The organism is Kitasatospora misakiensis (assembly GCF_042656005.1).
Lineage (GTDB): Bacteria > Actinomycetota > Actinomycetes > Streptomycetales > Streptomycetaceae > Kitasatospora > Kitasatospora misakiensis.
In genome coordinates, this window is record NZ_JBHSOF010000047.1 from 42,680 (window position 1) to 67,508 (window position 24,829).

The window sequence follows — 24,829 nt, forward strand, 5'->3', positions numbered from 1 at the left end:
ATGAGCCTGGAGATGAGCGCCGACATGAGCAGTCCCCGGACGAGCCCGGAGACCGGCACCACCGTCGAGGACCTCTCCGGTCCGTCGGCCACCACCCTGCTGCGGTTCGCCACCGCCGGATCCGTCGACGACGGCAAGTCCACCCTGGTCGGGCGGCTGCTGCACGACTCCAAGTCCGTGCTCGCCGACCAGATGGAGGCCGTGGAGCACGCCTCGCGCTCGCGCGGCGCCGGGGCGCCGGACCTCGCGCTGCTCACCGACGGCCTGCGCGCCGAGCGGGAGCAGGGCATCACCATCGACGTCGCCTACCGCTACTTCGCCACCTCCCGGCGCCGGTTCATCCTCGCCGACACGCCCGGCCACGTGCAGTACACCCGCAACATGGTCACCGGCGCCTCCACGGCCGAGCTGACGGTCATCCTGGTCGACGCCCGCAACGGCGTCGTCGAGCAGACCCGCCGCCACGCCGCCATCGCCGCCCTGCTGCGCGTGCCGCACGTCGTCCTCGCCGTCAACAAGATGGACCTCGTCGACTACCGGGAGTCCGTCTTCGCGGCGATCGCCGAGGAGTTCACCGCCTACGCCAGCGAGTTGGGCATCCCCGAGGTCACCGCCGTCCCGATCTCGGCGCTGGCCGGGGACAACGTCGTCGAGCCCTCCGCCCGGATGGACTGGTACGGCGGCCCGACCGTGCTGGAACACCTGGAGGCGGTGGAGGTGGGGGACCGCGCGGCCGACGGCTCCGCCCGCTTCCCGGTCCAGATGGTCATCCGGCACGAGGGGGAGCGGTACTACGCGGGCCAGTTGCTCACCGGGAGCCTGCGGGTCGGCGAGACGGTGACCGTGCAGCCGTCCGGCCGGGTCACCACCGTCACCGCGCTCGACGTCCTGGGCCGGGCGGCGGACGTGGTGTCGGCGGGCGCCTCGCTCAGCGTCCGGCTCGCCGACGAGATCGACGTCGGACGCGGCGACATGCTCACCGCCGGACCGCGGCCGCCGCGGATCGCCAAGGAGGTCGAGGCGACGGTCTGCCACGTCGCGGACACGCCGCTCACCGTCGGCCTGCGGGTGCTGCTCAAGCACACCACCCGCACGGTGAAGGCGATCGTCGAGTCCATCCCCTCGCGGCTGACGCTCGACGACCTCTCCCAGCACCCGCACCCCGGCCGGCTCGTCGCCAACGACATCGGCCGGGTCAGGGTCCGCACCGCCGAACCGCTCGCGCTCGACTCCTACGCCGACTCCCGGCGCACCGGATCGTTCCTGCTGATCGACCCGGTGGACGGCACCACCCTGGCCGCCGGCATGGCGGGCGACGCCTTCCGGGCGGCGGCGGCCGACCCGGTGGACGCCGACGGGGACGGGGACGGCTGGGACTTCTAGCGCCTGCCCGGCGGCTCGCACCCCGTGTGTGTGGGGGCGGGCCGCCGCCCCCACCCGGGCCGGTGTTCATTCCCCAGCCGTCTTTCGGCCAACTGTGCGAGAGGTCTGTTCGAAGCCGCGGCGCCGCCCCTAGATTGGACTCCGGCCCTCCGCAAGTGGCCTTCTCCGCACACCGGTTCACTGGTTCTCAGAGCGTTCGGCGCAGCCTGTTTCCCACCATCGAACCGGAAGGGCGGGGCCCGTGACGCAGGCGTTCCAGTCCCCCGGCTTCGCCGCGCTGGCGGCCGACCGCGCGGTCGAGACACGGCTCGTCGAGGAGCGCTGGCAGGCGGTCGCCTGGGACCTGCGGACGGGGCGGCGCCGGGTCGTCACCGACCGGCCGGAGGGCGTCCACCTGAGCGAGATCGAGCCGGACGGCGACGCCATCTGGTGGTTCGACGCCGACAGCGCGGGGGAGGGGCGGTGGCGGCGCGAGCCGTTCACCGGCGGCGCGGGCGGCGAGGCGCTGCACGGGGTGCCGCGCGGGCGGGCGTACGGCGTGGCCTTCGACCGGACGGGCGCGCTCGCGGCGGTGGCCGTCGGCGTCGACGGGGACTCGCACTGCTACGTCGGACCGCCCGCGGGCGAGGCCCGGCCGATCGGTTCGGCACCGGGGTACCTGAGCCTGGCCGACCTGTCGCCGGACGGCCGGCTGCTCGCCCTCGGCGGGCGGCCCGACGGGGACGACGCGGTGGTCCTGTGGCCGACGGACGCGGAGGAGAGCCCTCGGGCGGACGGTCCGCTGCGGCTCGCCGGGCACGGCCGACTGCGGCTCTGGCCGATCGAGTTCAACCCGCTCGCGGCGGCCGAGCCCGAACTGCTGCTGGTGGTCGAGGAGGACGAGCGGTACACCGTCGCGACCTGGCGGGCCGGCGCGGGGCTGCGCGGGTACCCGGGGCTGTCGTTCGACTCGCAGATCTCGGCCGGCTGGTACCGGGGGCCGCGCGAGGTGCTGATCCAGCACGAGCGGGCCGGGCGGAGCCGGCTGCTCCTCGCCGACCTCGGCCCGCCGGCGGCACCGGCCGGCGCGGATGAACTCCCTTGCCCCGTACGGGAGATCAGCACGCCCGGCGGCACGATCCACGACCTGTCCTGCGCCCCGGACGGCACCCTGCACTGCGTCTGGAGCCGGGAGTCGACACCGCCCCGCCCACTGGTCCTGCGCCCCGACGCGGAGGCGGCGGACCAGCCCGACCCGGACGGGGGAGACCTTTCCCGCAGCCGGCGCTGGACGCCCCGGCCGTACGGGCGGATCCACAGCTTCGTCAGCACCCCGGCCGGCCCGGGCCCGTGGCCGACCCTCTTCCTGGTGCACGGCGGCCCCGCCACCCACGACCGGGACTCCTACGACCCGCGGGTGAACGTCCTGGTGGACCACGGCTACGCGGTGGTGCGCACCAACTACCGCGGCTCCACCGGCTACGGCGCCCGCTGGCAGCACGAGTACGGCCACCGGGTCGGGCTGGCGCAGATCGAGGACCTGGCCGCCGTCCGCGCGGAGCTGGTCGCCGACGGCACGGCGCTCGCCGAGCGCACCGGCCTGTGCGGATTCTCCTGGGGCGGCTATCTGACCCTGCTGGCGATGGGCGCGCAGCCGCGGTTGTGGTCGCTCGGCATGGCCGCCCAGCCGATCGCCGACTACCCCGCCGCCTACCGCACCACCACCCCCGCCCTGCGCGAACTCGACCGGCAGCTCTTCGGCGGGACCCCGGACGAGGTCCCTGAGCGCTACCGCGCCGCCGACCCGCGCTCGTACGTGCACCAGGTCCGCTCGCCCGTCCTGCTGGTCGCCTCGCGGACCGACGAGCGCTGCCCGCCCGAGCAGGTGGCCCGGTACGCCGCGGACCTGCGCCGGCTGACGGTGCCGCACGAACTGCTCTGGGTGGACGGCGGCCACTACAGCCGCCGGACCGCCGACCACCGATCGGTGCTGGCCGCGATGGTCCGGTTCGCCGGGCAGGCGTGGTCGGCACCGCTCCCCCGAGCACCTCGGGGCGATCGCCCCGAGGGATCCGTCCAGCCGATGGAAGGAGGTGAACAGCCATGAAGCGACGCAGCATCCAGAACGACCCGATCAGCACCCCGGAGCGTGACCGGGGCGCCGTGGTCGTCCAGAACTTCGCGCTCGACATCACCAAGGCCGCGCCGGTCGCGCCCGCCCTCAAGGGGCAGCCGAAGCCGAAGCCGGAAGCCAAGAAGTGATGCACCGTCGCTCCGGGGCGCCCGCGGTGCCCCGGAGCGACACCCCACCGACCGCCGGCGAACGACAGAAGTGGCCATCCATGCGTATCGTCCTGCTGCACATGCCCTGGGGCGCGATCGACGTGCCCTCGCTGGCGCTCGGGATCCTGCACACCGCCGCCGCCCGCGCCGGCCATCAGGTCGACGTGCGGTACGCCAACCTGGACTTCGTGGACTGGGCGGCCGAGACCGCGGGCTTCGGCGTGGACGACTACCAGTACTTCTCCGAGAAGTCCTACTTCCAGGGCGCGGGCGACTGGGCGTTCGCCGGTGCGCTCTACGGCGACGACGGCGCCTCCGGCGGCGGTGGGGACGACACCGGGTCCACGGACTACTTCGCGTACCTGGCCGCCAACGGCGCGAGCGAGCAGGAGATCGCCCTGACCCGGGCCACCCGCGCGATCGCCCCCGCGTTCATCGCCCGACTGGTCGAGGAACTCGCCGCCGACCCGCCGGACCTGGTCGGCTTCACCACCACCTTCCAGCAGAACACGGCGAGCCTCGCCGCGGCGAAGCTGCTCAAGCAGCGGTGCCCGCAGGTGCGCACGGTGTTCGGCGGCGCCAACTGCGACGGCCCGCAGGGCGCCGCGCTGCACCGCAACTTCCCGTTCCTGGACTACGTGGTGCGCGGCGAGGGCGAGGCGGCCTTCCCGGCCCTCCTGGCGGGCCTCCCGGACGGCGGTGACCTCGAAGGCGGCGACCTCGAAGGCGGTGACCTCGAAGGCGGTGGCCTCGAAAGCGGTGACCTCGCCGCCGTCCCCGGGCTGTGCTGGCGCGACGAGTCCGGGGCGTCGACGGCCAACGCGATGACGACGCGTCCGCTCCCGCCCGCGGCGATCCTGGCGCCCCGCTACGACGGCTTCTTCGAGCGGCTCGACGCCTCCGTCGCGGCCGGCTGGGTCGATCCCAAGCTGGTCCTGGAAGGCTCCCGGGGCTGCTGGTGGGGCGAGAAGCACCACTGCACCTTCTGCGGCCTCAACGGCTCCTCGATGGAGTTCCGCTCCAAGCCGCCGGCCGACTTCCTCGCCGAGGTGCTCACGCTCGCCGAGCGCCACCAGCTGCTGGACGTCTACGTGGTCGACAACATCCTGGACATGGGCTACTTCGACACCGTCCTGAAGTCCCTGGCCGAACTCCCGGTGGACCTGCGGCTGCACTTCGAGATCAAGGCCAACCTGCGCCGCCACCAGTTCCAGCTCCTCGGCGACTCGGGCGCGGCCCAGGTGCAGCCCGGCATCGAGAACCTGAGCACCCGGGTCCTGCGGATCATGGACAAGGGCGTCACGGGCTGCCAGAACGTCCGCGCGCTGCGGGACGCGCAGAGCGCCGGGGTCTCGGTCACCTGGAACTACCTCTACGGCTTCCCCGGCGAGCAGCCCGCCGACTACGAGTCGGTGATCCGCCAACTGCCCGTGCTGCACCACCTGGACCCGCCGACCGGCGCGGGACGGATCGCGATCGAGCGGTTCAGCCCGTACTTCGACCGCCCCGAGCTGGGCTTCGCGATCACCCGGCCGGCCTTCCAGTACCGGGCGACGTACCGCCTGCCGGAGAGCGAACTGAACGACATGGCCTATGTGTTCACCGCCCCGCCGCGCGGGATCGGCGGCGAGCTGGCGGAGCGGCTGAGCGCGGCGGTGGACACCTGGCTCGCGCGCTTCCCCGACAGCCGGCTCAGCTACCGGGACGCGGGCGGGCGGATCGTGCTCGTCAACACCCGGCCCGGGTACGACTGGCGGGTGGTCGAGCTGACCGATCCGGTGGAGCTCGCCGTGTTCCGGCTGCTGGCCCAGCCCCGTTCGGCCGCCACGCTGGCCGCGAAGGTCCCCGGCGGCGCGGCGGCGGTCGAACCGGTGCTGGAGCGGTTCACCGCGCTCGGCCTGCTGTTCCACGACGGGGACGGCTACCTCCAGGTCGCCGTCGAGTCCGACAACCAGGTGCTGATGCGGATGCAGCACCGGCACGGCCCCGCCGCCGACCGTACCCGCGCCGAGGAGGAGGTGCTCGATGTCGACGCCGTCGCGATCGGCTGAGCGGACCGATGCCGACCGCTGGCAGGCGGCCGGCCCGGAGGTCGAGCTCTGGCTCGACTACGACCCCGCCGTCCGGGAGCTGCCGGGCTTCGCGCTCGGCCGCCGCACCCTGTCCGGCCCGGCGCAGACCGAGGTCACCGAGCTGCACCGCGCCGGCGTCCGCTGCCTGCGGCTGACCGAGCCGGTCCGGCTCTGCGCGGACGCGCCGGCGGCCTCCGCCCGGGCGCTGATGCTGCTGCGCGAGGCGACCGGCCAGGGGCTGGCCGTACTGTGGCAGGCGGTCTGCGCGGACGGCTGCGCGGCGCGGCGCCGCTTCCACCACCTGTACCCGCCGGAGCGGGTGACCGGCGCCCCGCCGGAGGTCGTCGCCGACTGGCGCGCCTCGTACTTCCCGAGCAAGTGCGTCTACCGGCGCGGCCCCGGCTTCGTCGAGGTGCGCGACCGGCGGTTCGGGACGTTGGAGTTGTTCACCATCGACGAGCCCGGCCATCTGGCGCAGCTGGACGCGCTCGCCGAGGGCGTCGAGGTCGACCTGCTGCCGGAGGCCGTCCACCGGGACTTCGCCGAGGCCGGCCTGATCGCCGAACAGGCCGGCCGGGCGTGGTTCCTGCCGATGCGGGTACGCCGCTGGCCGTTCCCGTCGCTGACCGTGTAGCTGCGTAGCCGTGTACCCGTGCAGCCGTGCAGCCGTGTAGCCGCGAGAGTCCGAGTCGCGTTCGAGTCGTTCGAGTCGCGTCCGAGTCGAGTCCGAGGAGAGAACCATGACCACCGCGGTCGACGACGCCGCCGCGCGGATGTCCGCCTTCATCCGCGACCCCTACCCCACGCTCGCCCGGATCCGCGAGGCCGGCGCGGTCTCCGTCGTGGAGTTCGGCGAGGGCCTGCCGGTCTACCTGGTGACCCGCTACCAGGACGTCCGGGCCGCGCTGATGGACCCGCGGTTCGGGCAGGACGTCCGGCGCAGCCAGGCGATCGCGAGCGGACGGGGATCCGGCCTGACGCTCGGCTCGGAGGTCGTCCACATGCTCAACAGCGACCCGCCGGACCACACCCGGCTGCGCCGCCTGATCCAGGGCGTCTTCACCCGCCGGCGGGTCGACATGATGCGACCGCTGGTCGAGCGCATCGCCGGCGGCCTGCTGGACGGGCTGCGCGGGCGGGAGACCGCCGACCTGGTGACGGACTTCGCCTTTCCGCTGCCGATCATGATCATCTGTGAGCTGCTGGGCTTCCCCCCGGAGGACATGCAGGACTTCCGTGCCTGGTCGACGGCGATCCTCACCCAGGGCGGCGAGCTGACCTTCGACCAGGCGACCGCCGAACTCAACGCCTACCTGCGGGAGTTGATGACGGCCCGGCGGGCGTCGCCGCGCACCGACATCCTGACCGACCTGGTGCAGGCCCGCGACGCCGGTGAACTCACCGAACAGGAGGTGTTCTCGATGGTCTTCCTGCTGCTGATCGGCGGCCACGAGACCACCGTCAACCTGCTCGGCACCGCCACCCTCGCGCTGCTCCACCACCCCGACCAGCTCGCCTGGCTGCGCGCCAACCCGGCGGCGATGCCGGTCGCGATCGACGAGTTCCTGCGCTACGAGTCCCCGGTGAGCATGGCCACACTGCGGTTCACCAACGCCGAGGTGACGGTCGACGACGTGGAGATCCCGGCGGACGAGCTGGTGCTGCTCTCGCTCGGCGCGGCCAACCGGGACCCGGCCCGCTTCACCGATCCCGACCGGCTGATCCTGGACCGGGGCGATCCGGGCCACCTGGCCTTCGGGCAGGGCCTGCACCGGTGCCTCGGCTCCTTCCTCGGCAAGCTGGAGAGCGAGGTCGCGCTGACCGGCCTGCTGGAGCGCTTCGCGCGGATCGAGCTGGCGGCGGCGGAGGAGACCCTGCCCTGGCGCAACACGATCATGCTGCGCGGCCTGGAGTCGCTGCCGGTCTCGCTCGATGGCTAGCAGCACGGGGACGGAGAACGTCGGCGGGCTGTGGCTGCGCTTCCGCCCCAGGATAGGCCTCGCCCCGCTGCGCTCGCGCGGCTACCGGCTGCTGGTGATCGGGCAGGCCACCTCCGAGTTCGGCAACGCGTTCCAGGTGGTCGCCCTGCCGCTGCTCGTCTACTCCCTCGCCGGCGGGGCCCGCCAGTTGAGCCTGGTGGTCGCCGCCTACGGCGCGGGACGGCTGGCCGCCACCCCGCTCGGCGGGGTGCTCGCCGACCGGTTCGGCGCCTGGCGGGTGATGATGGCCGCGGACGTCGGCCGGCTGCTCGCCACCGCCGGGCTGTGCGCGGTCGCCGCCGCCGGGGTGGCGGACTACTGGCTGATCGGCGGCCTCGCGCTGCTGGTCGGCCTCGGGGCGGGGGTGTTCCTGCCCGCCGCCTGGGCGATCACCCCCACCCTGCTGCCCGCCGAGGACCTGCACGCGGGCAACGCGCTGAACAGCACGGTCACCTTCGGCGCCGGCCTGCTCGGTCCAGCGGTGGCCGGCCCGCTGGTCGCCTGGCTGAACCCGGCCGCCGCCCTCGGCCTGGACGCGGCGACCTTCGCCGTCTCGGCGGCGACGCTGCTCCTGATCGGTCGCGGCAGCAGCGTCGCCCCGCCCCGCCCGATCTCCGAACGGGCCTCCGTACCAAGGAACTTCCGCGCGCTGCTGCGCGAGTCGCCGCTGCTTCGCGCGGTGCTGACGGTGACGGTGATCGCGAACCTGACGGTCGGCGGCGCCACCAGGGTCGCCCTGCCGACCCTGGCCACCCACGGCTTCGGCGCCGGCGCCGTCGGGCTTGGCCTGCTGCTGGCCGCCTTCACCGGCGGCGCGCTGGTCGGCGGCCTGTTCGCGGCCGGCCTCACCGACCTGCGCTCGCGGGGCCGCACCGCGATGCTCTCCGGCCTGGTGATGGGCGCGGCGATCGGCCTGGTGCCGTTCACCGGAATCGTCGGCGCCGTCCTGCTGCTCTGCCTGGCCGGCGGCGCCAGCACGGTGACCAACGTCCTGGTCGTCACCGGCGTGCAGAAGAGCACCCCGCCCACCCTGCTGGCCCGGGTCATGGCGGCCATCACCTTCTGCGCCCTGGGCGTCTTCCCGATCTCGGTGATCGCCGCCGGCGCGGCGGTGGACGCCTTCGGCAGCCGCGCGGTCTTCGCGACAACCGGCCTCTGCCTGCTGGCCGCCTTCGGCTACGCCCTGACCCGACGCGAGATCCGCGACCTCTGAGCGTGGTCGGTCCGTCCGCCGGTCCGCCCGCCGGTCCTCAGCAGGCGCAGGAGATACCCGAGCGGGGAGCCGTCAGGTCGTCGATCGGGCGCTGCTCGGTGCCGTTGGCCGTCTCGAAGGCGAAGCCCTCGCGCACCCAGTACTCGAAGCCGCCGAGCATCTCCTTCACCCGGTAGCCGAGGCGGGCGAAGGCGAGCGCGGCCCGGGTGGCGCCGTTGCAGCCGGGACCCCAGCAGTAGGTCACGACGGTGGCCTCGCGGTCGACCAGCTCGCCGGCCAGCTCGGGAATCCGGGCCGTGGGCAGGTGCAGGGCGCCGGGGATGTGCCCCTGGGCCCAAGCCGCGTCGCTGCGCGAGTCGACGACCACCAGACCGGGAACGCCGGCCAGCAGGTCGGCCCGAACGTCCGAGACGTCGGCCTCGAAGCTGAGACGGGAGAGGAAGTGCGCCGCGGCGACGGTCGGCTCGGCGGGCGGGACGGAGAGGACGGCGCTGGTCATCGGGTGCTCCTGGGTTACTGGGCGATCCGGGCTGATGCGCCAATCCTGGCCCGCGGCCCGACCCGCCCACGAGTGTCGTGATCGCCTCCGTTCGCCAAGATCCCGCCACCCACCCTTCTGACTCCCCCTGGCGCTTCAGCCCGCCACCACTAACATGAGTACCCCTCACATTCATGTCAGGAGGCTGTCATGCCGGACCGCTTCGACCTACCGGCGGGGTTCCGCTGGGGCGTCTCCACCGCCGCCTACCAGATCGAGGGCGCGGTGACCGAGGACGGCCGAGGCCCCTCGATCTGGGACACCTTCACCGCCCGCCCCGGCACCGTCCGCGACGGCCACACCGGCGCGGTGGCCTGCGACCACTACCACCGGTACCCCGAGGACATCGAGCTGATGCGCGGCCTCGGGCTGGACGGCTACCGCTTCTCCATCGCCTGGCCCCGCATCCAGCCCACCGGCACCGGCCCCGCCAACCCCGCCGGGCTCGCCTTCTACGACCGCCTCGTCGACGCTCTCCTCGACGCCGGCATCACCCCGCTCCCCACCCTCTTCCACTGGGACCTCCCACAGGCCCTGGAAGACACCGGCGGCTGGCTGAACCGCGACACCGCCCACCGCTTCGCCGACTACACCACCCTCGTCGCCGACCGCCTCGGCGACCGCGTCCCCGCCTGGATCACCCTCAACGAGCCCTTCGTGCACATGGCCTACGGCTACGCCTTCGGCATCCACGCCCCCGGCCGGGCCCTGATGCTCGACGCCCTCCCCACCGCCCACCACCAACTCCTCGCCCACGGCCTCGCCGCCGCCCTCCTCGCCGAACGCGGCCTCGACGTCCTCATCGCCAACAACCTCACCCCCGTCCGCCCGGCCTCCCCCTCACCCGCCGACCTCGCCGCCACCACCGCCTACGACGCCCTCCACAACCGCCTGTTCACCGACCCCCTCCTCCTCGGCCACTACCCCGACCTCTCCGCCTACGGCATCACCGACGACCTCGCCGGCACCGTCCACCCCGGCGACCTCGACCTCATCGCCGCCACCCCCCTCACCGGCCTCGGCGTCAACTACTACAACCCCACCCACATCGCCGCCCCCACCGACCCGGGCCTCCCCTTCACCCTCGTCGACATCCCCGACGCCCCCCGCACCGCCTTCGACTGGCCCATCGTCCCCGAAGGCCTCCCCGAACTCCTCCACACCCTCCACACCCGCTACGGCCCCGCCCTCCCCCCGATCACCATCACCGAAAACGGCTGCTCCACCACCGACCCCCTCGACGACCAATCCCGCATCACCTACCTCTCCACCCACCTCGACGCCCTCGCCACCGCCACCACCCAAGGCATCGACATCCGCGGCTACTACACCTGGTCCCTCCTCGACAACTTCGAATGGGCCGAGGGCTACCACCAACCCTTCGGCCTCGTCCACGTCGACTTCGAGACCCAGAAGCGCACCCCGAAGGCCTCCTACACCTGGTACCGCGACCTGATCGCCGTTCACCGGGCGCGGTGGTCGAAGGAGGGGTCGGTCACTTTCCCGTGAGGTCACCGAGTCGGGTCGGAGCAGTAGCTCGAGGTCGAGCGCCGTGAGGTTCGTCAGCGGTGGTCGTCGGTTCCGTGGCGGCGGACCGCGGGCGTCGTGGGGCATCCGCGGTCCGCTGCTGCCACTACCGGGCCGCCGCCAGGGAGCGGGGTGCCTCGGGGGCGGGCTTTCGGCTGGTAGTACTTCGTGTGTCCTTCGACGTGGAGGTGGGGCAGACGGCGGTCCAGCCAGCCGGGCAGCCACCAGTTGCCGTGGCCGAGCAGGTGCATCACCGCCGGTACCAGCAGCAGTCGGACCAGCGTGGCATCGATCAGGATGGCCGACCCATACCCACGCCGTGTTGGACGCCGCGGCGACGTCGGACGGCGCCCATACGACATGTCGCTGACACTGGCCGGGTTCCCCTGGATCTGCGGTCACGCCGCAACCGATTGCCAGGAAGTGAGTTTTCGTCGGTGGCCCGTGGTGGTATGGACACCCAGTGCGGTTGATCACGGAGCGCGTTGGGGGTGGGAATGGAAGACCTGTCACAGAAACAGGACCGGCGGGTGAGCGCGGTGACCGTCTCGCAGTACGCCGTCCCGGTCGCGCTCGTCCAGCAGGACCGCCCGATCGTTGTGCCGCAGGCCCTGGCCGCCGTCCTCGCCCTCGTGGCCGGATGGGCCCGACTCGCCCCCTGGCTCCTGGCACTGGTCCTGACGCTTCTGCTGCTGGTGATCTGGGTCTTCGCATTCGTCGACGGCTACGCGAAGGCTCTCTGATCAACGAGCGGCCGGTCGGCTCACACCGATCGGCCTCGGCTTCCTGATCCTCGCCAACTCCGTGCGGGACATCGACTGGTCGGACTGCACCACGCGATCCCGGCCTTCCTGACCATCGCGATGATGCCGTTCACCTACTCCATCACCAACGGCATCGGCTTCGGCTTCATCACCTTCTGCGTCCTGCGCCTCGCCGCCGGGCGAGGCCGCGAGGTCCCCTCCCGATGTACGCCGTCTTCGCCGTCTACTACCTGATGCCGGCCCTCGGCCTGCTCTGATCCCTGCCGTGCCGTCGACGGCCCCGCACCTCCCGGGTGCGGGGCCGTCGGCGTCGGTGCGCAGGGCGCGGGATCAGTCCTCGTCGGAGAAGACGTGCGTCTCGCGGGTGAAGGGGCGGGGGACGACGGCCAGGCGGTCGGGCGGCCAGAGGTCGTCCCGCTCGTTGAGGCTGAGCCGGCCGCCGCGCCGCAGGAGCCAGACGACCTCGTAGTGGTACTGGAGCACCGCGTCGCCCGGGACCCGGTCCAGGAGGCCCGCGACCACCCGGACGACGTCGTCCTCCTGCCCCGACAGGTCGGTGGTCTTGTCCAGCCGGAAGGCCACCGAGACGGTCGGGGTGATATGGAGGTCGGTGACCAGCGGGTTCCACGGCCTGGGGTTGGGGGCGAAGACCCGGATCCAGGTGCCGTACCTGGTGACGACGCCGTCGGTGAGCAGGTCGGCCGCCGCCGTGGTCGAATCGAACAGCCTGGCGCCCCGCGCGACGTCGTCCAGCACGTCGGCCACCTCGGCGACCGACAGCGGCGTGGCCAGGTTGAAGCTGTGGGAGATTGACATGGCTGGGATCCGTTCGGATGCGCTAGGGGTAGATGTGCAGGATATTGCCCTGCCGGTCGATCACCACGGCCTCCTGGAGCCCTTCGATCGGCCAGTCGTGGAGCTGGGCCTTGAGGGCCGAGACCTCCACCGGGGAATCCGCGAGGTTGACGACGATCCGGCTGGTCTGGCCTTCCAGGACCTTCTCCTCGATCCTCGAACCGACGTTCCGGGCGCTCCGGCTGCTGGGTGAGACGCAGTCGAAGATCTCGCCCTCGATCCGGTAGTCGGGATTCTTCGGACCGGGGACCGACGGGTTCTGCTCGACGTGGTAGCCCTGTTTCGCCAGGATCTCCGCCGACTCGTTCTCGCGCTGGAGCGCGAGCCGGTTCTCGGCGGCGTCCTCCGGGTTGATCCGGGTGGTGGACCCCTGCGGCGTGGCGTTGGGGTCGGGGGCCCTGGACGGCTGGGTGCGGACCTCGCCCGCGCCGCCGCCCCCGCCCCCGCCGTTCCCCTCCATGTGGACCCGGTTGGGGCCCGCCGCGTCCTCGATGATCTGGCCCGCGCCGATGCCGGCCATGCCCAGGCCGGTGGCGATCACCCCGGCGGAGACCACGTTCACAGGCACGCCGATCACCGCGCCCGCGCCGGTGAGATCGAGGCCGACGCCCAGCACCTCACCGCCGGCGCCCAGGGCGGCCAGGCCGAGGCCGCCCGCGACCTCCAGCACCGCGCCCGGGTCGTGGATCATCGCGTTGCCCACCGAGGCCAGGTCCTCGACGGCGGTCTTGCCGAGGTCCAGGGCGAAGTCGCCGGCGTCGGAGAAGAAGTCGCCCACCTTGTCCAGCCAGCCGGGCTCCTCGGGAGCCTTGTCGCGGGCCTTGGCGATCGTGCGCGCCGCGGTGTCGCCCGCGCTCTTGAGCTGCTCCTGCGCGGTTTTGAGGGTCTGGCTCGCGGCCGCCCGGGCGCCCTCGCCGGGATCGGTGAAAGGCAGTTCGTGCCCGGCGTTGCGCTCCGCGTCCTGGTGCTCGGACTTGGCGTTGCTCGTGGCGCTCTGGCCCTCGTTCCACTGCCGGATCGCGTCGGCGGCCCGTTCCTGGGCCCAGGCCAGCGTCCACCGGTAGCCGGCCAGCGCCGTGGAGGCGTCGTGGAAGCAGTCGCCGGCCACCAGCCACTTCTTGGGCTCGCCGTGGAAGGCGTGCCGGAACGCGTCGCCGGCCTTGCCGGACCAGCCCTCGACGGTGTCGATGCGCTTGAGGCCCTCGCCGGTCGAGTGCAGGGTGTCGCCGTAGCTCTTGAGCCAGGCGACGGTCGAGGCTATCGTTTCGGGGTTCCCCGGGACGAGTTCCCTGGGGTCGCCGGTCTGCCCGAGGCTCTTGGCCACTACTTCACCCCGGGGTCCTCGCCGCCCGGACGGGTCACCGTGCCGCCCGGCTGGCCGAAGAGGGTTCCGTCGACCTCGCGGTAGGCCTTGACGCTCGCGGTCAGGCGCTGCGAGACCTGGGCGGCGTCCTTGACCAGGTGTTCGACGCCGATCTCCCAGCGGGTGCAGAACTTCTCCAGGACGTCAGCCAGGTGTCCGTGCCCGATCTCGTCCTTCCTGGGATCGAGGTCCTTCACCTTTCTGAACTGGAGCTTCGCCATCGTGCCGGTGATTCCGGAGGCGGCCTTTTCCAAGGCCGCCAGGTCCACCGTGAATCCCTCCGCCACAGGACCTCCCCCCTTACAGCCCCTCGCCGGGTGTGAATCGACCGTCAGGACGTGCCCGCCGAAGCTAGCACGGCGGGTTTGCCCGTTGCATCGAAACGGCGCAGGAGGCGCCCGCGGACCGATCCCGGCGGGATCTCCCGGCTTCGAACGGGGAGGGCGGGGCCGGTGTTCCGGGAGTGAAGTCCCGGCGGGGCCGGAAAAGGGGAGGCGCCGGGAATCCGGGGCCGGCCGGAGCGGTTCCGGCCGGCCGTCGGTCGGGCGTCCGGGTATTCGACCGGGCGCGTCATTGGACGCAGAACTCGTTGCCCTCCGGGTCTCCCAACACACAGAACTCTACGTTCTGGAGTGTGAGAGATGGCGGGAACGTCCGTCCTGGTCAGGGGCTCGGAAGCGGTCACCGGGGAACTTGGACTCCCCGCGTGGGGCACGGAAGACACCCACAACCCACTGTCCGGAACGGTCTTCACCGACACTCTTCGGGGCGTCCGGTGCGTCCGGCTCTCCGTCCTAACTGACGAGACGACCAGCCCCGAGCGCCAGCGCGAGGCATGCGATCACGTAGCCGGCGAACTGCGGATCACCTTCGGTGAGGGTGCCGAGCTGCGCGAAGCGGTGGACCTTGACGTCAGCGCGTCCAAGACGTCCCCGTGGGAGCGCCCCGAGTTGCTCCGCTGGCTCCACAACCCGGCTGCCTACGACGCGCTCGTATTCTGGCGCTTCGACCGTGCCATCCGGTCCATGGCCCACATGTACGCGCTCGCCAACTGGGCCCGCGAGCACCGCAAGGTACTCGTCTTCGCCGAGGGCTTGGGCGGGGGTCGGCAGGTCTTCGACTTCCGCAACCCCATGGACCCCATGGCGGAACTGCAACTGTTCATGCTGGCGTTCGCTGCACAGTTCGAGGCGCAGTCGATCAGTGACCGCGTCAGTGGCGCGCAGGCCGCCATGCGCAGGATGCCGCTCCGCTGGCGCGGCTCCCGCCCGCCGTACGGCTACACGCCCGCCCCGATGCCCGAGGAGTTCGGCGGGGTCGGCTTCACCCTGATGCCCGACCCGGACGCCGTGCGTGTCATTGAGCGCATCATCCGCGAGTTGCTGGAGGGCGCTACGGTGTCCGCCGTTGCGGCGGGTCTCAATGCCGATGACGTGCTCAGCCCGCGTGACTACTGGGCCGACAATATGGGACGCAAGCGGGGCGGTAAGACCGGCGGCGCCAAAGGACAGCACGTCGTTCGGAAGACTTTCAAGTGGACCCCGGCAGTCATTACCCGGATGCTCCGCAGCGAGGTCCTGATCGGGTGGAAGCTGCACAACGGCAAGCCTGTCCGGGACGACCAGGGCAACCCGGTCATGTGCACCCCGGACCCGATCCTCACCCGCGAGGAGTTCGACCGGATCGGCGCCGTTCTGGACGAGCGCAGCATCGAGAACGGCGAGCGGTCCGACACGGAAGCGCTGTTGCTGCGAGTGATCCACTGCGATTCGTGCGGCGGGCGCATGTACCTGAACCGGCAGGAGAGCAAGAAGAACCAGGCACCCGTCTACAAGTGCAACCACCATGCCCGGGGCGACAAGTGCGAGGCACCATCGAACGTCCGGGGAGACTGGGCGGACGACCACGTAGAGGCCGAGTTCCTGCGGCTGGTCGGCCCCATCCGGACGAAGACGGTTGTAGAGGTGCCCGGGTACGACCCCGCGCCCGAGCTGAACGCCACCGTGGCCGAGTTCGCCGAGCACCAGAAGCAGCAGGGGCGCCAGAGGAGCCGACACGCTGCGGCCGAGTGGCAGAAGCGCGCCGACGCGCTCGACAACCGGATGGCCGAGCTGGAGTCCCGGGAGAAGACCGAACCCACCCGGGTCGTCACCGAGACCGGGCGGACCTACGCGGATGACTGGGCAGCAGCGGACCTCGCGGGCCGGCGACGGATGCTCATTGAGGCTGGGGTCCGGCTCGACGTGAAGCGGGGCACCCGGGGCGGGTGGCGGACGCTCGACGTGCGGCGGGTCACCTTCACCATCGCGGGCGAGCTGGACCCCGCTGTTGAGGAGTTGGCCGGTCTGCGCACCGAGCCGAGCGCCACCCCAGAGACCGACCCCGCCGAGGGCGCCCGGGTCCGCCTCGCCGAGCCCGTCGGGGCCGCAGCGTAGGGCATCAGCGTGAGGAGGTGGTGACGGGTGACGCTGGAGACGGTAAATCCAGTTTTCTTTAGACACTCGGTGTCTAAGAGAAACCAGATTTTGCCTCACCAGCGTCACCCCGTCACCACCGCGGGAATTCGTCCCCCTCCTCTACTCCCGGGAGAGGGGAACGGACGACCGCACAGCACCGCTCAGCGAGCTACGGGGCATCGTCCCCCTCCTCGACTGGCGACCCAGAGAGACAAGGGTCTCTGCCATCAACAGATAGAGGAGCACCAGTGAGCCGATACCAATACACCTACGAGGACCGCGAGACCAAGAAGCTGCGCCTCCGCGCCGATGCGTTCCAGTACAGCGCTGCCATGGAGCAGCTTGCCGAGATGAAGCGCAACCGCCCCGAGCAGTACGACCAGATGGGCGCCGTCGCTCACCTGTCGCTCGGTCACTACGAGGCCGCGAAGACTGCCGCGAAGCAGCTCGGCCGCAACGTTTCCGCCCCTACCGGTCGTGAGGTCTGAGAATGAGCACCGACGTTTCCAAGGCCGCTGACAAGCTCGCCAAGCTGCGCGCACAGGCCGACCGGCTCGCAGGTCCGGTAGCGGACGCCGAGGCCGCCCTGGTGGCCGCCCAGGAGGCTGAGCAGGCCCGTCGTGCCGAGCGGGCCGTCGAGTACGACCGCACGTTCCTCAAGACGTGGACGGCGCAGGCCGCCGAAAGGTCCGACCGGGGCAATGAGCTGCACGCGGAGTTCCTTGAACTCCTGTCAGCCGAGCCGTGGTTTCAGGCATGCGTCGCGCACCGAGCGGAGCGGTACAAGCGGGAGAAGATCCTGACCGCCGCGCAGAGCGCTCAGGCCGCACTCGGCGACGCGCTCACCATCCCCGAACAGCGCTGGTACGACCTGCGCATCATCGAGGACATCACCACCGCCGTGGACAACGCGGCTACTGCCCTCGGCGCGGCCTACGCGAAAGAGTTGGAGGCCACGCGGAACGCCTTCATCGAGGCGACGGACTGACATGGCCGTTGACGCGCTCGACCCCGGGCCAGACGGAACCTATCCGTACTTCCCCCGGGACGCGCAGGGGCGGCCAGTGTGGTCGGACTCCCCAACTGGCCTGCCAGTGCTCAACGGTGGCTCACCGATGCCGCGCGGAGTCCAGCCCATGCGCGACCCGAGGAACCCCAGCCGGCTGCTGGCCGTGGACGTGACGCCTAGGCACTCGAACGGCGAACCGATCAACCCACCGGTCATTCCTCCGGCGCGGGAATGACCAAGCGAGCTCCGCAGCGTGCAGGCTGTACGACGGGACGCTCCCCGCCGAACTGGTCGACGTAGACCACCGGACCCCGCTCGCCTTCGGCGGCGAGGACACCGACGACAACGTGTGGCCGCTGTGCCGCGAGTGCCACCGAGGGAAGACCGCACGGGACTTCGGGCTGTTCGTCGTCGGACCCTAACGTTCGGGCTGGTCGTCCATGTCGTCCCTTGGGCGGCTCAGCACCATCGACAACGCACCTACCGCCAGCAGGCTTACGAAGCTGCCCGACAGTGCCCAGACAACCGCCAATTGGACGCGCTCCGACACGTTCTCCATCCGCAAGTGCGCCTTGCCCGAGGAGAGTTCGAAGTTGCTGTTCGGCATCGGCTCTGGGCCGTCGGCATTCGGGATTTCAGGCATACGAGTAGGACAGCGCATCACGCGGGAAGGCGTCAACTTCGCAGGTACCAGCCACTATGGAGGCACCCTGTGCCACGTAAGCCACGCCCACCGTGCTCAGTCCCCGGGTGCCCCGAGCTGACCACGGGCGGACGCTGCCCGCGCCACCAGGCCGAGGCGGACGCGCAGCGAGGCACACCGGGCGGAAGCGCGTACGGCCCTCGCTGGCCTCGCATCCGTCGGGCCTACCTCTACGCCCATCCGCGGTGCGTGCTCTGTGCTCGCCTCGCCGTGGTCGCCGACCACTTCCCGGAGTCGCGTCGGTCGCTGATCGCCCGAGGTGTCGCCGATCCGGACGCGTGGTCGCGTCCCTCCGCTGTGTACGCAGTGTCACAGCCGCGAGACGGCCGTTCACCAGCCCGGAGGATGGGCGAGCGAGCGCGTTAAGCCTGCCCGAGGCCCTGATCTGCGGTGACACCCCAGGGGGTGACTCCCTCCCGGTGCCAGAAGGCGCGGCAGGGAGGGAAAAGACTCTCGCCGCAACTGGACCCGTTTACGCGGAGAGTCACAGATCAAGAGAGGGGGAATCAAGGCCGATCCGACCAGGCGCCAGCCGCCGCTACAGGTCATCACGTAAGGCAACCCCGGCCAATCGTCCCAAATCACAAAGGCCCCGCCCTGTTCCCTTAAGTGGGACAGGGCGGGCCTTTTTCGCGTCATCAGTCGATCGACGGTGCTATCTGTAGGCGCATTCCCTCATAGACTTCTCTGAGATCCCGCGCATCGGAAATCTTTCGCACCTCTACTGCTTTGACCACTTCGAGAGCGCGCCAATGGTTAGACGGCGCGACTCGACCAGATAGCATGGCGCGCTGCGCCGAATCACATGCTTCGTCCAATCGATTAGTGGCCACCAACGAGAGTGCCAGGTCGATATTGGCAGACGCCACCCGGCGAGGCCATTTGCTCACGTCCTCCGAGGGTGAGAGCCGTGAAATGACTTCTCTCGCGTATGCTTCGGCCGCCGGATCGCCGAGCCATGCAAGCGTGGTCGCCGCGTAGGCGAGCGACTTGGCCGGATCATATTGGAAATGATGTTCTGGCCGATTCGGAGTGCCCATCGCAGCGGAAAGTTCTTGCACTCGATCTATTGCGGCGTAGGTCTCAGCAGAATAGCCCAGGCGGGCAAACGCTCGCCCCTGCTGCGCCAGAGACTGGATCTCGACCGAGCTTCCGGAAGGTGCCAACTGATGGGAGGTCGCACTGAGTTCCACCGCCCTGGTGTAGTCGCCATCAGTGAGAACCCGCCAGGCGTCAGTTTCAAAGCACCAAGCCTGAATTTCTGAATTATCGGCATGTTGCGCAAGAGTCATCGCCGTTCGCAGTCTCGCCGTCGCTGCGTCTTGCTGATTTAGGTCAATGTGCAACGTGGCGCCGAGGAGAGAGAACCAGCCGCCTATCACGAGTAGCTGCCGATGTTCGGCGAGAGTCTTTTTTGCATCCATGAGCCTGGCTACATAGAGCCCATATTTCCGCACCTGCCCCAAGAGTTCCTGGGGGGCTACGGTCGGATATCTGGTCGCCAGATCATGAAAAGTCAGCTCAAGCCGTTCAAGCGTTTCCTTGCCTACGTCGCTGGCAGAGACTCTACGTGCAAGCTCCAAAGCTTCGATCTCATCGTCATATTCCAGCGTAACGACGGCGACATTTTCGGCTCGTGAGGGCTTCGAGGCCGCAGGGGCTCGCAGGAGAGAGCCGAGCTCAATCAGCGTCACTCGCAACACCTTGGCCAGGGCCGGGCGCTGCCAGTCCTGGGGGTCTACCTTTCCGCTCTCCCATCGCGCCACGGTTGAGCGATCCACACCAAGATCCTGGGCCAAGGACTCCTGAGTGAATCCAAGGGCCTTTCGCCTTTCGACAAGGGCCCTGCGCCGCTCTGCCATGCCGCCTCCCGGTCTCCGACTACCCGTTCTAGCAGGTCAGGGCACTCGATGCGGAGACTCTGAGACATGGATGCCACACAGATGCGTCACCGCTGCTCTGTCCTGGCGTGAACGGCAGCCCTCTACTGGTGAATCACACAGTCCGGCGCTCAGCTGATCGGAGGGACGGCAGTGAAACACCCAAGCATCGTGACTGGCGCCCTGGCCGTGGCGGTCGCTCTCGGGCCCGCCGCTCTGGTGGTGACCCTCGCCAATCTTGATCCGCAGACCGCCCGCCGCTGGGTCTGGTGGTTCCTCGCCCTGGCAGTCGCCATGCTCGGCATCGTCTACGGCGGGGACTGGGAAACCTGGTGGCGCCGAAGACGTGCCACCCCCCGGCGGTCCCGGCTGCGGATCACTGTCCGCCACGTTCGTCCCGGAGATCCGCCGTGACCTTCGCCGCCGAGGTGCTGCCTATGCTGGCCGAGATCGGCGCGGGACAGTTGCCGGAACCGCCCGAGGCCGATGACGGTAACCCATGGGCGGCCGGGGACTGCTGGCTCTACTGCGGGCGCACCTCGGTCCGCGTGCTCTGGCTCGGGCCGGTGACCGCAGCCGGCGGAGTCACGGCCGGGCTGCTCGCCTGCGCCGACTGCATCTCGACACTGCACGGCAAGGCAGTTGCCGCGATGACCAAACGGGACAACCGGCCGACCGAGCCCGCCCACCGCGCTCGGCACGCCCGGCCCCGGTCGAGCTGGACCACTCGGCTCCGTTCCTAGCTGCACAGCCCAGCCTGCTGACCGTGCCCCATTTCACGTGGCCGGAGCACGCTGCCGGGGCGCACCACACGCCCCTACGAATCGGAAGGATCACCGCAATGACCGACACGCTCACTCCCATGCGGGAGCCGTTCGACCTGGACCAGGCGTTCGACGCGCTGCGTGCCCTCGGGCGCTCGCTCGACAACCAGGTGACCGGGCAGACCGGCGCGACCACGGCCGAGCTGGACGCCACGCTCGACCGGATGCGGGCGGTGCACGACCGCGTCATGCGCTACCACGGCGTTGACACGGCGGCCGTCCGAGCGCGCTTCGCCCATACGAACACGCACCAGACCGACATCCACCAGGCGGCCTGACTACCTGTCCGCCTCCCTGTACTCCCGGCGGCGCCTGAGCTACGCCGGGCTGCACAACCCCCGCTCCGGTGACGGGAAATGGACGGCCCGGACGACCGGGGCGGGGCCCAATTGGTGCTCAACGACCAAGAATGGAGAGACAGTTGACAACAGTCGTACATCCCCGTGAGGCGTTCCCGCTCACGGCGTCCGGCGGCAGGCTCCCGCACAGCGCCGAGCAGCCGAGCGACGCCGGTACGCGGCCGTGGGCCCTGCGGTTCGCGCGGGTCCCCGACTCCACCGGGGCCGTCACCATCCCGCAGTCGTTCTACGACCCCGAGCAGCAGGTGAACGTCTCCAACGACGGTGGCCTGTTGACCTGCATGGCCAACACCCACACCCCGACGATCCCGGACGGGTCGATCACCAACCCGCCGCCGCTGGACGAGGGGCCGAAGGACTGATGAGCGCGCCCATCCTGGTTGTTGCTGCTGGCGACGACTGGCCGACTGACCGAGTCGTAGCCGAGCTGACCGGACGGGGAGCGGAGGTGTTCCGCATGGACACCGCCGACTTCCCGCAGACGCTCGCCATGGCGGCCCGGATCGACCAGGCGCAGGGATGGGCGGGCGAACTCCTCACCGAGTGGCGAGCGGTGGAGCTGTCCCGGGTCGGCGCGGTCTACTTCCGCGCCCCCGGGGCGTTCCGGCTGCCCGACGGCATGTCCGGACCCGAGCAGCGGTTTGCCTCTGCCCAGGCCCGTGCCGGACTCGGTGGCGTTCTCTCGGCCCTCACCTGTCGGTGGGTCAACCACCCCACCGCCATGGCGCGCGCCGAGTACAAGCCCGTCCAGCTCGCAGCCGCTCGAAACGCTGGCCTGTCCATTCCGCCAACACTGATCACCAACCGCCCGGACGCCGTCCGCGACTTCGCCGAGCAGATGCCCGGCGGCCTGATCTGCAAGCCAATCGCGTCCCCGGTGTTCATCGAGGACGGGCGGCTCAAAACCGTGTACACCGAGCGCCCGACCGCCAAAGACCTTGAAGACCTGCGCGGCATCGAGACCACCGCGCACCTGTTCCAAGCATGGGTCGAGAAGTCCCATGAGGTGCGGCTGACCATCGTCGGAAAGCGACTGCTGGCCGCTGCCGTCCACGCAGGCAGCGATGCCGCGCACGTTGACTGGCGCAGCGACTACGGCTCGCTCACCTACACGGTCACCGAAGTGCCCGGCCCTGTGGCCGACAGCGTGCACCGCATGATGAAGACGCTGGGACTGCGCTACGGTGCCGCTGACTTCGTGGTCACCCCTGCCGGGGAGTGGGTTTTCCTGGAGGTGAACCCGTGCGGACAGTGGGACTGGATACAGGGCGCGACGGGACTTCCGATCACTCAAGCCCTGGCCGACGACCTTGAAGGAGTGGAGCCGTGATGGACTGGCAGCAGCCGGCCACCGAACTCGCGCGCACTGTCGCGCACCCCGCCTCGGGCTGGTACCGACATGTGGCCATGGTGCCCCGGCACCTGTTCGTCCCGAACTGGTTCACCCCCGGTCCCGACGGCTGGACCGTAGCCGAGGGGCCGCCCAACCCTGAGCAGTGGTTCGCCAACGCCTACGCCGATCAGACGCTGGTGACCCGCGTCGGGTCGCTGCACGCCGATCACGTCAAGGCCGGAGCGACGACGACCGGGCGGCCGACATCATCGTCCACTCACCCGTCGCTCGTCGTGCAGATGCTGCGACACGGGCAACTGACCACCGGCGCACGGGTGCTGGACGTGGCCACCGGCTCCGGGTACTCCGCCGCACTCGCAGCCCACCGGTACGGCGACCAGAACGTCACCAGCATCGACGTGGACGGCTACCTGTGCGATGCGGCCCGCGATCGTCTCGAATCGATCGGGCTACGCCCGCAGGTGATCGCTGGCGACGCCACCGCGGACCTTCCCGGCGAGTTCGACAGGATCGTGTCCATGGTGTCAGTGCGGCGCATCCCCGCATCGTGGCTCGCCGCTCTGCGGCCGGGCGGACGGCTGGTGACCACCATCGCGGACACCGGACTGATCGTCACCGCCGACAAGCAGCCGGACGGCTCGGCGCTGGGCCGGGTGGAGTGGGACCGCGCTGCGTTCATGACCACCCGGACGGGGGATGACTATCCGAGCCTGCTGGACGACCTGTTCACCAAGGTTCGAGAACAGGACGGCGACAAGATCACCGAATCGCCGTTCCCCACGATCAACGTCATGGCCGCGTGGGAACTGTGGTCACTGCTGACAGTCACCGTGCCCGGAGTCGAACACCGGATCAGCCAAGCCGGCGACGGCGCACTGACAGCATGGATGCTGCACCCAGACGGGTCGTGGGCGCGGGCGACCTCCCCGGCAGGCGCCGACACCGCGACCGTTCACCAGTCCGGAGCGAAACGGCTGTGGGACGAACTCGACCGGTTCCGCCGCTGGTGGCTCCGAGACGGCTCGCTGCCCATCTACGGCGCCCGAGCCGAGATCACGGCGGACGGCAGCACCACGTTCAGCCGGAGCGGCTGGAGTGCGACGCTCTGAACGCTACTTTCGCGCAACGCCGGCGGGCGGCACACTGGGGCACGTCGTCGCAGGAAGGGGACCGGAATGGCTGACGAACCGCTCGACGAATGGGCGGCCCGCCGCGCGGCCGGGAAGCGAGTACCTGGCACCCGACGGGCTGTCCCGCTCACCGACGGCCCGCAGCACGGTGCGCACGTCAACCCCGAGGCCCCAAGGGCCCTGGCGGAGTGGGACGGCACTCAATGGAGTGCCGCAGGGGTCGCCCCGGACTACCCGTCGGCTCAGCGCGCCCTGACTCCACCCCGACCCGAAACAGTGGCACTCCCGCCTACGGGCAAGCTGCCCCCGGCGCCCGAGCAGCCGTTCCGGCCCACCGTGCGCTTCTACCGGCCGGAGGCCTGACACGGGGTAGGTCTCCGATGGACGACTCCCCACCACCGCGCCACCCACGCTACGTGGGTGGCTCCAGACAGCAAAACGCCCCGTTCGACCGAGTGCCGGGCGGGGCCCTGTCGTTGGCACTGACCTGCGGCTAAGCTGCGCAGAACTGGTAATCGCGTGTGTTGGGGTCCCGCATGACGGTCCAGGAGCCGCCCCTCGCCCGCCGCTACCTCGCCGACCGCTCCCTGCCCACCTCCCAAGTCGCCTACCTCCTCGCCTACGACGACACCAACTCCTTCTACCGCGCCTTCCGCCGCTGGACCGGAACCACCCCCGAAGCCGCCAGCACTGGCAGCCAACCCGCCCCTGCATGACCGGTGCACCGTCACGGCGGCCAAGTTCCGTCCCGATCGGATATCGGTCCCGCCCCGTGGCTACTGGTGACAGAACTGCTGCAGCACTGATCGAAGGTGACCGCTACCGCGCGCAAACGGTGTCAACTGTCATGCGTCACCCAGCAGCTTCACAAAGGGCTGGTCAGCGCCCTGGTGACAGGTGTCGTGTTCGGCACAGCGATCTGGGCCCAGGCATGGGCGTCTTACAGCTCAGCATCCAAGGCGCGGAGGATGACCCCGCTGCTCATCCGTTCAGCGCGGATGCGCCGCGTCGCAACTAGTTCGGCCGCCGTGAGCCCCTCTCCGAGGCGATCACGTTCGGCACGCGGCTTGGTGTGAGCCGTCCGGGGCAGGCTGGCGGGCTGGACTCGCGGGCCCGTAGCCCACCGCGGCTGATTACCGCGAAGTGCCAGGGCGGCGG

At 70.5% G+C, this 24,829-nt stretch carries 27 protein-coding genes and 1 pseudogene; 22 read left to right on the forward strand and 6 right to left on the reverse strand.

What is annotated here, in order from left to right; all coding sequences use genetic code 11:
- The first annotated feature begins 24 nt into the window (after window positions 1–24).
- From ACFP3U_RS28530 to ACFP3U_RS28560, 7 genes are all read left to right on the forward strand, one after another.
- Window positions 25–1,383 (forward strand): sulfate adenylyltransferase subunit 1, encoded by a 1,359-nt coding sequence (locus ACFP3U_RS28530; RefSeq protein ID WP_380228591.1) that lies wholly within the window; start codon window positions 25–27, stop codon window positions 1,381–1,383.
- A gap of 241 nt (window positions 1,384–1,624) precedes the next feature.
- Window positions 1,625–3,469: an alpha/beta hydrolase family protein gene (locus ACFP3U_RS28535; RefSeq protein WP_380228592.1), complete on the forward strand. Its 1,845-nt coding sequence runs from the start codon at window positions 1,625–1,627 to the stop codon at window positions 3,467–3,469.
- Entirely contained in the window at window positions 3,466–3,624 is a 159-nt protein-coding gene (locus tag ACFP3U_RS28540; RefSeq protein ID WP_181970410.1) for a hypothetical protein, read from the forward strand. Before ACFP3U_RS28535 ends, ACFP3U_RS28540 begins: the two co-directional genes overlap by 4 nt.
- An 80-nt stretch (window positions 3,625–3,704) precedes the next feature.
- Window positions 3,705–5,696, forward strand: a complete 1,992-nt coding sequence (locus ACFP3U_RS28545; RefSeq protein WP_380228593.1) for a RiPP maturation radical SAM C-methyltransferase — start codon at window positions 3,705–3,707, stop codon at window positions 5,694–5,696.
- Window positions 5,671–6,351 (forward strand): DUF5825 family protein, encoded by a 681-nt coding sequence (locus tag ACFP3U_RS28550; RefSeq protein ID WP_380228594.1) that lies wholly within the window; start codon window positions 5,671–5,673, stop codon window positions 6,349–6,351. Before ACFP3U_RS28545 ends, ACFP3U_RS28550 begins: the two co-directional genes overlap by 26 nt.
- Window positions 6,352–6,457: 106 nt before the next feature.
- Window positions 6,458–7,657 (forward strand): cytochrome P450 family protein, encoded by a 1,200-nt coding sequence (locus tag ACFP3U_RS28555; protein WP_380228595.1) that lies wholly within the window; start codon window positions 6,458–6,460, stop codon window positions 7,655–7,657.
- Complete coding sequence (locus ACFP3U_RS28560) at window positions 7,650–8,909, forward strand: MFS transporter (RefSeq protein WP_380228596.1); 1,260 nt, start codon at window positions 7,650–7,652, stop codon at window positions 8,907–8,909. The genes ACFP3U_RS28555 and ACFP3U_RS28560 overlap by 8 nt, the downstream gene beginning before the upstream one ends.
- A 37-nt stretch (window positions 8,910–8,946) precedes the next feature.
- Here ACFP3U_RS28560 and ACFP3U_RS28565 read toward each other — a convergent pair whose 3' ends face one another.
- On the reverse strand, window positions 8,947–9,408 hold the full coding sequence (locus tag ACFP3U_RS28565; protein WP_380228597.1) for a rhodanese-like domain-containing protein: 462 nt from the start codon (window positions 9,406–9,408) through the stop codon (window positions 8,947–8,949).
- Window positions 9,409–9,597: 189 nt separating this feature from the next.
- Between ACFP3U_RS28565 and ACFP3U_RS28570 the strand changes: the two genes are divergently transcribed.
- The 3 genes and pseudogenes from ACFP3U_RS28570 to ACFP3U_RS28580 all read left to right on the forward strand — a co-directional run.
- Window positions 9,598–10,956 carry a GH1 family beta-glucosidase gene (locus tag ACFP3U_RS28570; protein WP_380228598.1) on the forward strand — a complete coding sequence of 453 codons (1,359 nt, stop codon included), beginning with the start codon at window positions 9,598–9,600 and terminating at the stop codon, window positions 10,954–10,956.
- Between the two features lie 548 nt (window positions 10,957–11,504).
- Window positions 11,505–11,717, forward strand: coding sequence for a hypothetical protein (locus ACFP3U_RS28575; RefSeq protein WP_380228599.1), 213 nt, complete (start codon window positions 11,505–11,507; stop codon window positions 11,715–11,717).
- Window positions 11,718–11,745: 28 nt separating this feature from the next.
- Window positions 11,746–11,995 (forward strand): annotated as a pseudogene (locus tag ACFP3U_RS28580) (NCS2 family permease); the annotation flags it as partial.
- Between the two features lie 73 nt (window positions 11,996–12,068).
- Here ACFP3U_RS28580 and ACFP3U_RS28585 read toward each other — a convergent pair.
- The 3 genes from ACFP3U_RS28585 to ACFP3U_RS28595 are packed head-to-tail and all read right to left on the reverse strand — an operon-like array spanning window position 12,069 to window position 14,243.
- Window positions 12,069–12,554 (reverse strand): SitI3 family protein, encoded by a 486-nt coding sequence (locus tag ACFP3U_RS28585; protein ID WP_380228600.1) that lies wholly within the window; start codon window positions 12,552–12,554, stop codon window positions 12,069–12,071.
- Between the two features lie 22 nt (window positions 12,555–12,576).
- Window positions 12,577–13,917 carry a putative T7SS-secreted protein gene (locus tag ACFP3U_RS28590; RefSeq protein WP_380228601.1) on the reverse strand — a complete coding sequence of 447 codons (1,341 nt, stop codon included), beginning with the start codon at window positions 13,915–13,917 and terminating at the stop codon, window positions 12,577–12,579.
- Entirely contained in the window at window positions 13,917–14,243 is a 327-nt protein-coding gene (locus ACFP3U_RS28595) for a hypothetical protein (RefSeq protein WP_340636741.1), read from the reverse strand. The genes ACFP3U_RS28590 and ACFP3U_RS28595 overlap by 1 nt, the downstream gene beginning before the upstream one ends.
- Window positions 14,244–14,597: 354 nt before the next feature.
- On the opposite strand from ACFP3U_RS28595, the gene ACFP3U_RS28600 reads away from it, so the two are divergent.
- The 4 genes from ACFP3U_RS28600 to ACFP3U_RS28615 all read left to right on the forward strand — a co-directional run bounded on the left by ACFP3U_RS28600 (window position 14,598) and on the right by ACFP3U_RS28615 (window position 17,843).
- Window positions 14,598–16,391 carry a recombinase family protein gene (locus ACFP3U_RS28600; RefSeq protein ID WP_380228602.1) on the forward strand — a complete coding sequence of 598 codons (1,794 nt, stop codon included), beginning with the start codon at window positions 14,598–14,600 and terminating at the stop codon, window positions 16,389–16,391.
- Between the two features lie 269 nt (window positions 16,392–16,660).
- Window positions 16,661–16,900 carry a hypothetical protein gene (locus tag ACFP3U_RS28605; protein ID WP_380228603.1) on the forward strand — a complete coding sequence of 80 codons (240 nt, stop codon included), beginning with the start codon at window positions 16,661–16,663 and terminating at the stop codon, window positions 16,898–16,900.
- A 2-nt stretch (window positions 16,901–16,902) separates the two neighbouring features.
- Window positions 16,903–17,400 (forward strand): hypothetical protein, encoded by a 498-nt coding sequence (locus ACFP3U_RS28610; protein ID WP_380228604.1) that lies wholly within the window; start codon window positions 16,903–16,905, stop codon window positions 17,398–17,400.
- Window positions 17,401–17,708: 308 nt separating this feature from the next.
- Window positions 17,709–17,843: an HNH endonuclease gene (locus tag ACFP3U_RS28615; protein ID WP_380228620.1), complete on the forward strand. Its 135-nt coding sequence runs from the start codon at window positions 17,709–17,711 to the stop codon at window positions 17,841–17,843.
- Here the strand turns inward: ACFP3U_RS28615 and ACFP3U_RS28620 are convergent.
- Complete coding sequence (locus tag ACFP3U_RS28620) at window positions 17,840–18,064, reverse strand: hypothetical protein (RefSeq protein ID WP_380228605.1); 225 nt, start codon at window positions 18,062–18,064, stop codon at window positions 17,840–17,842. The genes ACFP3U_RS28615 and ACFP3U_RS28620 overlap by 4 nt on opposite strands.
- Window positions 18,065–18,762: 698 nt before the next feature.
- Window positions 18,763–19,986: a helix-turn-helix transcriptional regulator gene (locus ACFP3U_RS28625; protein WP_380228606.1), complete on the reverse strand. Its 1,224-nt coding sequence runs from the start codon at window positions 19,984–19,986 to the stop codon at window positions 18,763–18,765.
- 189 nt (window positions 19,987–20,175) lie between these two features.
- Here ACFP3U_RS28625 and ACFP3U_RS28630 point away from each other — a divergent pair, with 189 nt between their 5' ends.
- The 8 genes from ACFP3U_RS28630 (at window position 20,176) to ACFP3U_RS28665 (ending at window position 24,387) form a co-directional block, all read left to right on the forward strand.
- Window positions 20,176–20,418 (forward strand): hypothetical protein, encoded by a 243-nt coding sequence (locus tag ACFP3U_RS28630; RefSeq protein ID WP_380228607.1) that lies wholly within the window; start codon window positions 20,176–20,178, stop codon window positions 20,416–20,418.
- Window positions 20,415–20,747 (forward strand): hypothetical protein, encoded by a 333-nt coding sequence (locus ACFP3U_RS28635; protein ID WP_380228608.1) that lies wholly within the window; start codon window positions 20,415–20,417, stop codon window positions 20,745–20,747. Before ACFP3U_RS28630 ends, ACFP3U_RS28635 begins: the two co-directional genes overlap by 4 nt.
- A 98-nt stretch (window positions 20,748–20,845) precedes the next feature.
- Window positions 20,846–21,106, forward strand: coding sequence for a hypothetical protein (locus ACFP3U_RS28640; protein ID WP_380228609.1), 261 nt, complete (start codon window positions 20,846–20,848; stop codon window positions 21,104–21,106).
- Between the two features lie 143 nt (window positions 21,107–21,249).
- Window positions 21,250–21,549, forward strand: a complete 300-nt coding sequence (gene tgmA, locus ACFP3U_RS28645; protein ID WP_380228610.1) for a putative ATP-grasp-modified RiPP — start codon at window positions 21,250–21,252, stop codon at window positions 21,547–21,549.
- On the forward strand, window positions 21,549–22,517 hold the full coding sequence (gene tgmB, locus ACFP3U_RS28650) for an ATP-grasp ribosomal peptide maturase (RefSeq protein WP_380228611.1): 969 nt from the start codon (window positions 21,549–21,551) through the stop codon (window positions 22,515–22,517). Before tgmA ends, tgmB begins: the two co-directional genes overlap by 1 nt.
- The gene (locus tag ACFP3U_RS28655) at window positions 22,517–23,650 is read left to right on the forward strand and encodes a methyltransferase domain-containing protein (RefSeq protein WP_380228612.1); all 1,134 of its coding nucleotides are present in this window, start codon (window positions 22,517–22,519) and stop codon (window positions 23,648–23,650) included. The genes tgmB and ACFP3U_RS28655 overlap by 1 nt, the downstream gene beginning before the upstream one ends.
- Before the next feature lie 66 nt (window positions 23,651–23,716).
- Window positions 23,717–24,034: a DUF6087 family protein gene (locus ACFP3U_RS28660; protein WP_380228613.1), complete on the forward strand. Its 318-nt coding sequence runs from the start codon at window positions 23,717–23,719 to the stop codon at window positions 24,032–24,034.
- A gap of 173 nt (window positions 24,035–24,207) precedes the next feature.
- Window positions 24,208–24,387: a helix-turn-helix domain-containing protein gene (locus ACFP3U_RS28665; RefSeq protein ID WP_380228614.1), complete on the forward strand. Its 180-nt coding sequence runs from the start codon at window positions 24,208–24,210 to the stop codon at window positions 24,385–24,387.
- Window positions 24,388–24,829: the final 442 nt, after the last annotated feature.